This is a genomic window from Aurantiacibacter atlanticus, assembly GCF_001077815.2.
GTDB classification, from domain to species: Bacteria; Pseudomonadota; Alphaproteobacteria; order Sphingomonadales; family Sphingomonadaceae; genus Alteraurantiacibacter; species Alteraurantiacibacter atlanticus.
This window is the reverse complement of sequence record NZ_CP011310.1, coordinates 770,910-783,663: the sequence shown is the minus strand read 5'-3', so window position 1 is coordinate 783,663 and position 12,754 is coordinate 770,910. Positions and strand designations below refer to the sequence as shown.

Annotated in this window: 10 protein-coding genes and 1 pseudogene; 9 read left to right on the top strand and 2 right to left on the bottom strand. The window is 56.6% G+C overall.

The annotated features are described in order from the left end of the window. Positions 1 to 211: 211 nt before the first annotated feature. The 9 genes and pseudogenes from CP97_RS03815 to CP97_RS03775 form a co-directional block, all read left to right on the top strand. Positions 212 to 1,138 (top strand): annotated as a pseudogene (locus CP97_RS03815) (TonB-dependent receptor domain-containing protein); the annotation flags it as partial. 117 nt (positions 1,139 to 1,255) lie between these two features. Beyond that, complete coding sequence (locus CP97_RS03810) at positions 1,256 to 1,996, top strand: FadR/GntR family transcriptional regulator (RefSeq protein WP_048884858.1); 741 nt, start codon at positions 1,256 to 1,258, stop codon at positions 1,994 to 1,996. Between the two features lie 135 nt (positions 1,997 to 2,131). Beyond that, positions 2,132 to 4,369 carry a chondroitinase-B domain-containing protein gene (locus tag CP97_RS03805; protein WP_053106529.1) on the top strand — a complete coding sequence of 746 codons (2,238 nt, stop codon included), beginning with the start codon at positions 2,132 to 2,134 and terminating at the stop codon, positions 4,367 to 4,369. After that, positions 4,366 to 6,552 carry a heparinase II/III domain-containing protein gene (locus tag CP97_RS03800; RefSeq protein WP_053106527.1) on the top strand — a complete coding sequence of 729 codons (2,187 nt, stop codon included), beginning with the start codon at positions 4,366 to 4,368 and terminating at the stop codon, positions 6,550 to 6,552. Before CP97_RS03805 ends, CP97_RS03800 begins: the two co-directional genes overlap by 4 nt. After that, positions 6,549 to 6,923 carry a cupin domain-containing protein gene (locus CP97_RS03795; RefSeq protein WP_048884857.1) on the top strand — a complete coding sequence of 125 codons (375 nt, stop codon included), beginning with the start codon at positions 6,549 to 6,551 and terminating at the stop codon, positions 6,921 to 6,923. The genes CP97_RS03800 and CP97_RS03795 overlap by 4 nt, the downstream gene beginning before the upstream one ends. Beyond that, entirely contained in the window at positions 6,920 to 8,194 is a 1,275-nt protein-coding gene (locus CP97_RS03790) for an MFS transporter (protein ID WP_048884856.1), read from the top strand. Before CP97_RS03795 ends, CP97_RS03790 begins: the two co-directional genes overlap by 4 nt. A 36-nt stretch (positions 8,195 to 8,230) precedes the next feature. Beyond that, positions 8,231 to 8,989, top strand: coding sequence for an SDR family NAD(P)-dependent oxidoreductase (locus CP97_RS03785; protein ID WP_048884855.1), 759 nt, complete (start codon positions 8,231 to 8,233; stop codon positions 8,987 to 8,989). 3 nt (positions 8,990 to 8,992) lie between these two features. Further along, the gene (locus CP97_RS03780) at positions 8,993 to 9,640 is read left to right on the top strand and encodes a bifunctional 4-hydroxy-2-oxoglutarate aldolase/2-dehydro-3-deoxy-phosphogluconate aldolase (RefSeq protein ID WP_048884854.1); all 648 of its coding nucleotides are present in this window, start codon (positions 8,993 to 8,995) and stop codon (positions 9,638 to 9,640) included. Between the two features lie 9 nt (positions 9,641 to 9,649). Beyond that, positions 9,650 to 10,681: a sugar kinase gene (locus CP97_RS03775; protein WP_048884853.1), complete on the top strand. Its 1,032-nt coding sequence runs from the start codon at positions 9,650 to 9,652 to the stop codon at positions 10,679 to 10,681. A 43-nt stretch (positions 10,682 to 10,724) separates the two neighbouring features. Here CP97_RS03775 and CP97_RS03770 read toward each other — a convergent pair whose 3' ends face one another. Beyond that, on the bottom strand, positions 10,725 to 11,969 hold the full coding sequence (locus CP97_RS03770; RefSeq protein ID WP_048884852.1) for a glycosyltransferase family 4 protein: 1,245 nt from the start codon (positions 11,967 to 11,969) through the stop codon (positions 10,725 to 10,727). Then, complete coding sequence (locus tag CP97_RS03765; protein ID WP_048884851.1) at positions 11,969 to 12,745, bottom strand: phosphocholine cytidylyltransferase family protein; 777 nt, start codon at positions 12,743 to 12,745, stop codon at positions 11,969 to 11,971. The genes CP97_RS03770 and CP97_RS03765 overlap by 1 nt, the downstream gene beginning before the upstream one ends. Between the last annotated feature and the right edge of the window lie 9 nt (positions 12,746 to 12,754).

The window sequence follows — 12,754 nt, the reverse complement described above, 5'->3', positions numbered from 1 at the left end:
CCTCATGACAATACTAAACTATACCAGTTTCAAATCTGGTATCTATCGCTTTAACGTGCCCCTAACGGGCTAATTGGTCTGCTACTCTCGTTGACATTATGGTCTGGCCATTTAGGCTGAGGGCATAAATTAGAGTCTGGGAGAGAGGCGATGATGAAGCGACTATCAGCCTGATAGAGGATTCAGAAAACCTCGCCACGGTGACCGGGGGGATTCCTATACAGAGTTTCTGCCGAGCTTTAACCTGATGGCGGAATTTGCGCCGGAGATACTTGGCCGTGTTGCAGTATACCGCGCGCTGTCCCGCCCAGATCCTTCGAACCTTGGCTATGGTCGTTCGTTCTCGTCCGTTGACGAAGATGAGGAATTCCCAACCGTAGAAGAAGCGCTTGGCCTTGTGACAGCCAATGGCGATCCATTTACCGATCCGCTTTTGTCATGGAACTTCGATGCATCGGTGGAGTGGTATCCGAATGCAGATACGATTGTTGCCGTGGGCGGTTATTGCAAGAGCTTCAACGGCGGGTTCGACACTATTGTCCGCAACGAAACCTTTATCGTCGACGGGATGGAGATCGAGGCGCCGGTAAGCACCATTAACACGTCTTCCGATACAAGCACGATCTATGGTCTTGAAGTGTCGGTCGCCCTCCGCCTCAGCTATTTGCCGCAGCCGCTTGACGGTCTTGGCTTAAAGATTGGCTATAACTACGCCAATTCGGACTTCGAATTCGAAGACGATACGTTGGCCGCTACTACCAGCGTGCTGAATAACGAAACAATTGTCCAGAATAGCGGGCTGATCCCGTCAGCCGATATCTTCGGCCTGTCGAAGCATGTTCTGTCGGCGCAGGTCTATTACCAGATCGGCAAGCTCAACCTGCAGGGCGTTTACAAATATCGTTCGCGCTATTTCCAGCAGTTCGTGTCGACCCCTGGCCGTGTCCGCTATGTCGACGATACGGGCGTGTTCGAAGCGCGCATTTCCTACGACATTACCGATAATATCGCGGTGCGCCTTGAAGGCATCAACCTCTTCAATGAACCGCGGGTCAATTATCGCGGCGCTACCGATGATTTTGGTGCCATTCAGGTCTACGGCTCGCGCTATTTCGCCGGTATTCGCTTTAAGTTTTGATCGCGGAGGCGGGCGGGCGTATTCCGCCTGACCCCTTCCCCTTACAAACTGAAATTGGTAGGATAAAGAGTACGAATTAGACCAAGCTAAGACCAATCAGAGGTAACAGAACAGGCAATGGCCGCGAAAAGATTATACCAGACCGTCGCAACCCAGATCGCGGCACTCATTGAAGAGGGTGCCTATCCCCCAGGATCCCGCCTGCCCGGAGAGCGCGAACTGGCCGAGCGGCTGGGCGTGAGCCGCGTGACCATTCGGGAGGCGGAAATTGCTCTTCAGGCAACCGGCCGTCTCGAAATCAAGACCGGCAGCGGCGTCTATGTTAGTGAATCGCCCGGGGGCAGTCACGGGGAGCTGCCCGTTGCGAGTGCTTTCGAAGTTACCGAGGCGCGGTTACTGATCGAATCCGAAGCTGCGGCACTTGCCGCGCATAACATTACAGATGCGGAAATTGAGCAGCTCGAAGAGCTGATCGAGGTGATGAGCGTTTCCGATGGAAAGGCATCCAATGATGCTGACGAAAAATTCCATATGCTGGTCGCCAAAGCCTCCAAAAACCAGGCGCTGGTGCACACCGTGCAGTCTTTATGGCGCATGAGAGAGAAAATTCCTCAGGTCAAAGCAACGTATGAGGCGGTTTGCGTGCATGATGCCAAGCAACGGTCAGATGAGCACATTGCCGTAGTAAATGCGCTGAAAGCGCGCGATGCTGCAGGGACAAGGGCCGCCATGCGCGAACACTTCAGTCGCTTGATTGAGAACATGCTGGACACGACCGAGCAGCAGGCGCTTCGGGAAGTGCAGCAGCGTGCCAGCCAAAGCAGGGAACGCTTCCTGGCGACCGGACGCCTCGGCTGACAGGGGCTAGACAATTGGTATGACAGATAGTTCGGCTTTGGCATAGAAATTTGGTTGACGATCTCGCTCAGTGTCCTATGCTCGATAGGATAAGAACTGGAGAGATGTTGGATGCTAGGCAGGATACCCTTGGGGTTGGCCGCGATAAGTCTGTTTGCAATTCCAGCGCAGGCTGAAGATTACCATGTCGCGAACCAGGAAGAATATTCAAACGCGCTCAATCAAATTGATGCGGGTGATGCCATCATCCTTGCCGATGGCGAATGGCGCGACTTTGAAATGGTGGTTGCCGGCCACGGCACGGCCGATCGGCCCATAACCATCCGATCGCAGACGCCGGGCGGTGTTACGTTGACAGGCCAGTCCAATTTACGGATTGGCGGGCATCACATTCTGGTTTCAGGATTGGTCTTCACCAATGGCTACAGTCCGACAGGCGAAGTCATCGCCTTTCGCCGTGACAGCGATGAATTGGCCTATGATACGCGCGTGACGCAAATCGTCATCGATAGTTTCAGCAAACCCGACAGGACCGAAAGCGATATCTGGGTGGCCATGTTTGGCCGCAACAATCGCTTCGATCACAACAATCTAATCGGCAAGACCAATCCCGGTGTCACGCTGGCAGTGCGCCTCAACAGCGAGGAAAGCCGCGAGAACAACCATCGCATCGACCATAATTATTTCGGCCCGCGCCCGGTCCTCGGTTCCAATGGCGGTGAAACGCTGCGTATCGGCACAAGCCATTATTCGATGTTCAATTCAAACACCGTGGTCGAAAACAATGTGTTCGACCGCGTGGATGGCGAAGTGGAGATCATCTCCAGCAAATCCGGCAGCAATGTGATCCGCGAGAATCTGTTCCTGCGCTCTGCGGGCGCAGTAACGCTGCGCCATGGTGATAACAGTCTGGTAGAGCGCAATGTCTTCCTCGGACACGGAAAAGATCACACGGGCGGCATAAGGGTTATCAACCGCAATCAGACCGTCCGCGACAATTACATGGAAGGCCTGCGCGGCACGGGCTTCACCAGTGCGTTGACCGTGATGAACGGTGTGCCCAACTCACCCGTCAACCGCTATGTGCAGGTCGATGGGGCAGTCATCGAGGGCAATAGCGTGCTCGACAGCTACCGCATCACGCTGGGCGCCGGCGCTGACGCAGAAAGATCTGCCCCACCTGTCAACACAAGCTTGTTGCGCAATTTGTTCAGCGGTCTTGATGACGGAACCTTCATTGAAGTGGATGCCGATATTTCCGGCATCGCCCTGCGCGATAATGCCTTGATTGCGGGATCTGTGCACAGTGCAGCAGAAGCCATTAGCCGTGCAGAGACGGAGATGGTGCGCGCGGCCACCGGGTTGCTCTACCCGACCGATCCAGCGCTCGCCGAAATTGGTGCTCCACGCGATCTTCGCGTCATGTCGCTCGATGAAGTTGGCGCTAGCTATTACGGCAAACCAGATAATGAAGGCCCGTTCCAGACAGGTCGCACGCTGGAAGTTTCCGGCGACGGCTATACCCTTTTCACAGCGTTCAAGCAGGCGCGCGATGGCGACATTTTGCAGATTGCCCCGGGCACCTATGAACTTGAGCGCACTTTGCAGGTCGACCATTCATTGACCATTCGCGGTGTTGCGGCGCAGGATGGCACCCTTCCCATAATACGCTTTGCCCGCCCCTCTCTGTTTGAAATCCGCGATGGCGGCGGCCTGCAATTGGAAAAGCTGGTCATCGATGGCGAGCTTGCTCCGGATGCAGCTGGCAATTCGGTCATCCGCACCAGCAATACGCCGATTCTTGGCAATGTATTGGTCGAGCTTGATAGCGTCGAAATGCGCAATCTGACGGTCAATCGCAATTTCAACGTGATCACCATCGGCAAGGCCACGATGGCTGATGCGGTGACGATCCGTAACAGCAGTTTCAGTGACATTACCGGCACCATCGTCTCTGCTTTTGCAGAGGTGGATGATCTGGGTCGCTACAATGTGGATTACCTCACGATCGAGGATTCTCACTTCACCGATATAGGCGGGGCCCTGGCCAATGTTTATCGCGGCGGCACCGATGAAAGCACTTTCGGCCCTCACGTCAATATCCGCAATTCGCACTTCACCAATGTCGGCAGGGCCGCAAACGCCGGCACCTCTCTCACTCTGCACGGTGTCCAGGAAACAGAGATATCGGGCAACAGCTTTACCGCCTCTGCACCGCTTTCAATCACGCACACTGTCGGCACGCCGAATACCCGGCTGTCAGGCAATGAATTCGTGGCAACTCTCCCGCCGCAACTGACAGAGCTGAACTTTGCCGGTGAACCAAGGGTCGAGATGACCCGCAACAATTTTTTTTCGGAGGCAGCCCAGTGATCCGCCTTGCAGCCATGATGCTGTCCGCATCCGCGTTGACAGCCACACAGCCAGCCCTCGCCAATCCAATTAATGAAAGCGCCGGAGCCGAAAACTCCATGCAGGCACAGGCTGAATACCCACCCTTCTTTGCAGAGGAAATGGCGCGTTCTGTCCAGTTTGTCGAAGAGATGATGGAAGCCGGGATCAATGTGCCTGAACCTGTCGATCAGGGCGGCGGCTACACCCATGAACAGCACAAGCGCAATTATCGCGCAATGTATCTGGGCGGCCACCTTTATCGTCTGACGGGTGAGCAGAAATATGCCGATTTCGTGCGCGACATGCTGCTGGAATATGCCGATCTCTACCCCACTCTGGGCGATCACCCGGCACGCAGTAATCAGAACTCTGGCCGGCTGTTCTGGCAGGTGCTCAATGATGCGGTGTGGCTGGTCAATTCCGTTCAGGGATATGAACAGATCCGCGATACGCTGGATGCAGCAACGCGCGAACGGATCGATACCGAGGTATTCCGCCGCGCCGCGCACTTCCTGTCGGTAGATTCATCGCGCACCTTCAACCTCATCCATAATCACGCCACCTGGGCGACTGCCGGCGTTGGCATGACAGGTTATGTGCTGGGGGACGATGATCTGGTGGAGCGCGCCCTCATGGGTTCCAACCGTGATGGAGCCACCGGCTTCCTGCGTCAGACAGAATTGCTTTTCTCGCCAGATGGTTATTACACCGAAGGCCCCTATTATCAGCGATACGCACTGATGCCCTTCATGGTTTTTGCAGGCGCCATCGCCCGTAACGAGCCCGAGCGTGATATCTTTGGCCATCGTGATGGCATTTTGCGCAAAGCGCTTTTGTCGACCATCCAGCAGACTTATGATGGGCGGTTTTTCCCCTTTAATGATGCGCTGAAGGACAAGAGCCTGCGCACCGAGGAACTCTATCAGGGCGTCGCCATCGGTTATGCGATAACCGGTGATCCGACACTTCTCGATATTGCCCGCTGGCAGGGCCGCACCGTCATCTCTCCCGAAGGCCTTGAACTATCACGCGCGCTTGCTGCGGGTGAAGCCGAGGAATTCCCGTTCCGCTCATTATTGCTGAGTGACGGTCCGGAGGGCGATCAGGGTGCAGTTGCCATATTGCGCAGCGGAGCACAGCCGGGCCACATGGCCCTGGTGGCCAAGAACACTTCGCAAGGCATGGGCCACGGCCATTTCGACAAGCTCACCTGGCAGCTTTATGCCAATGGTCATGAAATCCTGCGCGATTATGGCGCGGCCCGCTTTCTCAACATCGAGGCCAAGGCAGGCGGTCGTTACCTTCCCGAAAATGAAAGCTGGGCCAAGCAGACCATCGCTCACAACACGCTGGCTCTGGACGAGACAAGCCATTTCGGCGGTGATGTCGATATTGCCGAACAGATCGCGCCAAGGCAGGTCATGTTCAGCGACACACCCGGCCTGCAGGCAAGCTCCGCCCTGATCGCAGGGGCCTATGCCGATACGACCATGCGCCGCACATTGGTCATGGCTGAAATCCCCGGCCTGCAATTTCCGATTGTAGTGGATTTCATGTCGGCGGATGCTGCCGCGTCACATCAATATGATCTGCCGGTACATTACACCGGCCATCTGATGGAAACCGGCTTCGAATCCACTTCCTACACGCAAGCGCGCCCTGTGCTTGGCGAGGATGAGGGTTATCAGCACATATGGGTCGATGCCCGCGCTCGACCGCAGCCTGGCGAAGGCTTTCTGACCTGGCTGTTTGATAATCGCTTTTACACCTATCGCTTTGCAACCGATGGTCAGACCGAGATCATTCTGGGTGAGACCGGCGCTAGCGATCCATCCTTCAACCTGCGGCGCGAACCGCTTGCCATTCTGCGCCGAGAGGGTACTGGCGGCGTGCGCTTTGCCTCTGTCCTGGAACCGCATGGCCTGTTTGACGGGGCAACGGAACAAACAGTCGCCAGCCGCAGCAGGATCGCAAATCTGCAGCATGGCGCTGATGGAACGCATGAAGCGGTGATCGTCACCCTTCTAGATGGTCACCAATTTGCCGTGGCCGTTTCACCTGAATCGGCGGATGGATCTCCCCATTCGCTAATGATTGACGGACGTGAAATACGCTGGACTGGCAAGCTTGCCCTGCTGGACCTTGGTGGAGCGAGCGAATGACAGCTAGCAGCCAGCTGGCAGAACCCGCACGACGCTTCTTCACCGCTGATAATTGTGCGATGGAAACGCTGGAGCCGGGCATCAAGCGCCAGATCCTCGCCTATGGCCCGCAATTGATGCTGTGCCGTTTGTGGTTCGACGCAGGTGTAGCAGGCTCTGTCCACGCGCATCCGCACAGCCAGATAACCTTTATCGAAAAGGGGCGCTTCCTCGTCCTCATCGACGGAGAAGAGCGAGAGATGGGCCCGGGTTGCAGCTGGTTCATCGCTGCCGGACTGCAGCATGGCATGACCTGCATCGAAGCAGGCGTAATCAGCGACATATTCACGCCTATGCGCGAAGACTTTCTGCCGGATGGAGGAGCAAAATGATGAAAAACCGTCTGCGTTTCTGGATCGTCGCGCTGGTCGCGCTCGCAACGATCATCAATTACATAGATCGCAATGCGCTAGCCGTGCTGTGGCCCGAAATTTCAGAAGATCTCGGCCTCACCAAGACAGATTACGCGATCATCATCAATGTTTTTACCTTTGCCTATGCCTTTGGCCAGTCGATCTTCGGCAAGGTCTTCGACTGGATCGGAACCAGGCTGGGCTTTGTCCTGTCGATCGTCGGCTGGTCGATCGCTACGGTTCTCCATGCCGTGGCTGCCGGTATACTCAGCTTCTCCGTCTTCCGCGCTCTGCTGGGCGTGGCAGAAGCGGGCAACTGGCCCGGCGCCACCAAGGCCAATGCCGAGTGGTTTCCGATCAATGAGCGCGCCTTTGCGCAAGGTATCTTCAACTCCGGCGCTGCAATCGGCGGTATCATCGGCGCGCCGGTGGTGGGCATTTTCTTCGCCTTGTTCGATAGCTGGCAGATCACCTTTATCCTGATCGGTGTGCTCGGCTTCCTGTGGCTGGTGCCCTGGCTCATTGTTTACAAAAGCGGTCCCGAAGCACATCCTTGGATCAGCGAAGAAGAGCGCCAGTTCATTCTCACCGGACAGCGCAACAAGGATGTCGACGAAGTAGCGGATTATGCTCCGACCACGGGCGAAATCCTGTCGCGCAAGGAAAGCTGGGGCGTTATCATGGCGTCCTTCTTTATCGATCCCATCTGGTGGCTCTTCGTTGGCTGGCTCCCTCTCTATCTTTACGAAACATATGGTTTCGGCGTGGAGGAAATCGCCCTCTATTCATGGGTCCCCTATGCCGGGGCCATGGTCGGCGCCTGGTTTGGCGGCCTGCTGGCGCAAAACCGCATTGCCGCAGGCTGGACCGTCAATCGCACCCGCAAGACGGTGATTTCGCTGGGCGGCATCATCATGCTTGTATCGCTTCTGGCGACGACGCAGGCAGCAACACCGATCTACGCCGTGTTGCTAATGGCTGTCATCCTCTTCGGGTTTCAGACCGCAATCGGTAATATCCAAACCTTGCCGAGCGATTTCTACAGCGGAAGATCAGTCGGCACGCTGGCGGGTTTTGCCGGCACGGCTGCTAAACTGGCGGTTGTTGGGCTGAACTTCCTCATCCCGTTTATCACGGTAAATTCCTACGCACCGGCATTTGCCGTTGGCGCGGGCCTGGCAATTGCCACCGTGCTGTCGGTTCTGATCCTGTGCCCCAACATCAGGCCGCTGAAACCAAAAACCACCTAATCAACTCCTACACTCGATCCTCAGAAAGGGACAAACATGAGCAAGCTGCAAGGCAAGGTCGCAATTGTAACAGGCGGCAGCCGTGACATCGGCAGAGCCATATCTGTGAGCCTCGCCAAAGAAGGCGCCAATGTCGCCGTCAATTACTACAATAGTGAATCCGACGCTGACGAAACGCTGGCCCAGATCAAAGCTGCCGGCAGCGGCAAGGCAATCAAGGTTCGCGGCGATATGACCAAGCAGGCCGATGTCATCGCCTTGGTTGATGCGACGCGCGAAGCCTTTGGTGAGCATGTCGATATTCTGGTCAATGTTGCTGGCGGTCTTGTCGCGCGCAAGGCGCTGGCTGAAATGGACGAAGATTTCTTCAATCGGGTCATGCAGTTGAATGCCACTTCGACCTTCCTCGCGACGCAGGCAGTTGTACCGCTGATGCGTGAAGGCAGCGCAATCGTGAACCTCGCTTCGCAGGCGGGCCGTGATGGCGGTGGTCCGGGCGCAGCAGCCTATGCCACGTCTAAGGGTGCGGTTATCACCTTCACCCGTGCCATGGCCAAGGAACTCGGCCCCAAGGGTATCCGCGTCAATTCGCTGTGCCCTGGCATGATCGCAACGACTTTCCACGACACTTTCACCAAGGATGCCGTGCGCGAAGCCGTGGCCGCTGCAACGCCGCTGCGCCGACAAGGCCGTGCAGAGGAAATCGGCGATGCGGTGGTCTATCTTGCTTCGGATGGAGCATCATTCATCACGGGTACGAATATCGATATCAACGGCGGCACGCTGTATTCCTGATCGATGGCTATCCAACAAAAGATAGAGGCCAGACTGGCCCAGGCGCCGGTGGTTCCGCTGATACAGGCGGATGATCCCGATGTTGCAGTTAAGACGGCAGAGGCTCTCAAAGCCGGTGGCCTGAGCGTTCTCGAATGCGTGCTGCGTACCGATAGCGCTGTGGAATGCATGGCACAAATCGTGCGTAGCGTGGATGATGTTATCGTGGGGGCAGGCACTGTCCTCACGGTGGATCAGGCCTCCGCCGTATTGGGCAAGGGTGCGCAATTTATCGTGTCACCTGGTCTGGTGGACGATGTCGCGCAGTTATGCATTGATCGCAAAGTGCCGTTCTATGGCGGCACGATGACGGCAGGCGAAGTGCAACGCGCGCATTGCCTTGGGCTTGAAACGGTCAAGTTCTTTCCCGCCAGCCTAGCAGGCGGCACGCCCATGCTCAAGGCTTTGGGTTCGGTTTTTCGCAAGATGCACTTCATGCCGACTGGCGGCATTTCTGCCGCCAACCTCTCGGAATATCTGGCTTTGCCGCAGGTCATTGCCTGTGGCGGCAGCTGGCTGACACCCGCCGATGCCATCGCCGCCGGCGATTACTCGTCGATCACCCGTCTTGCCCAAGAGGCGGTCGAGATAGCTACCAGATCCAGGAAGTAGAATTACGAGATGGCAAAGTATCTAACCTTTGGCGAGATCATGCTCCGCCTGAAGACGCCCGGGCATGAAAGGTTTTTTCAATCCCCTGCGTTCGAGGCAACATTTGGTGGAGGGGAAGCCAATGTCGCCGTCGCATTAAGCAATTACGGCTGCGATGCAGGCTTCATCAGCGCCCTGCCTGATAACGACATCGGCGAAGCGGCGATCCGCGAATTGCGCAGCTTCGGTGTCGATACCTCGCACGTGCGCCGTTCGGGTGATCGCGTCGGCATCTATTACCTTGAAGCAGGGGCCAACCAGCGCCCTTCCAAGGTCGTCTATGATCGTGCCCATTCATCTATCTGCGAAGCGGCTCCGGGCGATTTTGACTGGGCAGCGATCTTCGAAGGCGTTCACTGGCTGCATATAACCGGCATTACCCCTGCCCTCAGCCAGTCTGCGGCCGATCTCAGCCTTGAATGTCTCGCCGCCGCCAAGAAGGCGGGCGTCACCGTTTCATGCGATTTCAACTATCGTGGCAAATTGTGGAAATACGGCAAGACAGCGCCAGAGGTGATGCGCGAACTGGTCCGCCATGTCGATGTTGGTATCGCCAATGAGGAAGATTGCCAGAAATCGCTCGACATCTCGGTCGATGTTGACGTGGAATCGGGCGAGCTCGACACCAGGAAGTATGAAGCATTGTCGGAAAAGGTGCTGCAAATTTATCCCGACATGCAGACCATTGGCATCACCCTGCGTGAAAGCCACAGCGCCGATCGCAATGGCTGGTCAGCCTGTCTGCGTGACAGGGATGCCGGGTTCAAGCTTTCACGTCACTACGAGATGACCGATATCGTTGATCGCGTGGGCGGCGGAGACAGCTTTGCTTCGGCCTTCATTTACGGCCTCAATGCCTATCAAGATCGCCAGCAATCGCTTGAATTTGCCGTCGCGGCGAGCTGCCTGAAGCACTCGATCCTGGGCGATTTCAACCGCGTCAGTATTTCCGAAGTCGAAAAGCTCATGTCAGGCGATGGTTCGGGCCGCGTGCAACGCTAAACATCGTATCGGACAATATGTTCACACGAGGAGCCAGTCCGGCTCAGCTGCGCAACTGCCTGAGCCGGGGGCTTTCGGCCAGTTGCAATCGTGGCTGGGGCAATTGCCACAACCACGGCTCGACCGCGTTGAAATGATCATCCCAACTATACGCTTTATACGCCGGCAGCAGTGTCATCTGCCGCACCCGATCAGATAAGGGGTTGTCATAAGATAGGATTGCGTTTTCCCACACCTCCACATTTCCGGGCGGCAGGTGAAGTGGAATATTCTGTCCCATCTCGCGCAAGGCAGGAAGATCGCTGGCTATGACAGGCGTCCCGGCATTCAGCGCCTCTACCAGCGGTAGACCGAACCCTTCGGCAAGGGTTGGCATCAGCAGCGCATTGGCGTGCTTCACATATAGCCCAAGTCGTTCATCATCACACCCAGCCACCAGTTCGACATGTCCCCCGAGCCGGGCGATCTGGTCCTGCACTTTCCGCACGAAGCGCGCATCCTGCCCCAATTGACCAACAATCACCAGTCGCGGAGCAAGCTTACCTTTCTTCTCGACCAGCCGCTCCCAGACACGCAGCAGCATGAGGTAATTCTTGCGCGGTTCGATCGTGCCGATGCACAGGAAATACGGTCGGACATGGCCGGAGGCCTGCGCGCCTTGCATTGTTGCTGACGGGATGGCGTTCGGATCCATCAACTGCGCCCCTGCCAGCGGAGCAGCGACGACCGAGGGAAGTTCCAGCCGACTATCACCTGCAAAACGGCGGAGTTCGTCAGCCGTAGAGCGCGAATTGACGATAATCCCAGCTGCGCACTTCAAGGCTGCGCGCACACGGCCTGTATGGCGCCGTACCGCCTTGCGTCGGCAAATTTCAGGGTGAGTGATCGGGATGAGGTCGTGCAGGAAATACACCGGTCGCACACCGTTTGTTTCCACCCAGCGGGCATGGCCCGAAAGATCAAAATCGGTATGGCTGGCATTGATATAGATCGCGCCGGACAAGTCCTGAGGGCGATCCCTGCCCAACAGGGCGACAGGTGCGCCTGCCTTCAACTGCTTGCGAAAATTGCTGTCCGGTCCATCAAGCAGGTCAAACAACATGTCCGAATGGTCATTGCCCAATGCGCGAACCACGCCGCCAAACTGCACAACCGCGCGTGCATTTTCACGAAAACGGTCCAGATAGGCATAGCAGACGCGGTCGATGCCTGTGGCACGTCGACCTGTCCAGCTGCGCGAAATGAGCCGCGTTGCATCCAGCAGGAAAGGACGTGCCGCCTGCTCCATTACGCTGGAGTTTCCCGGCCCTTTATTTCGTCAACCAGCGCTGCTTTCCGCATCGCCGGAATATGTGTAGGTCCATATTCTTCGGCGAGGGCATGAGCGCGTGGATCGTCGACGTCAATCCACCACGATCCCGCAATATCAGCAATATAGGCTCGCCCGGCATCAGCAAGAAGCTGCATGCCATCCGACAAGGACCCGGACTTGCCCAAAGCAATGGCCTGCTTGATGGCCGGGGCAAGTTCAGGCGTGGCCAGAAAGGCCCCGCAATCGACCGCATTATATTGGGTCAGCGCCTTACCGATTGCCACAATATGATTGCCCTGCTCGATCCTGACCCATGTAGCATCGTCGGGATCTATCAGTTCATCCTCGACACGGCGATCAATGGCCAGCGTGGTGCCGCTATTATTACCACGACAATCGGCCAATTGGCACAGGATTGCCGAAGATAGGATATGATCTGCCATGACCAACAGATAATCGCCTGAAATGCGCGTCGCCCCTGCCACCACCGAATATCCATTAGGGCGTGACCAGTCTTTCAGCCGGACGCTTTCAACAGCCACACCCGCCCGGTCAGCGAAAAGGGGCAGTCTGGCTTCGAGTGTAACCGCATCATGGCCCGTAACCACGATCACGCGGTTCACACCCGCCGATGCTAATTGCCGCATTGCAATTTCGATAAGATGGCAGCCGCCTACTTCGACCAACGGTTTGCTATTGCCAAGTGCACGCAGGCGAGAGCCTTCGCCGGCAGCGAGGATCAGACCATCCATTAGGCGGGA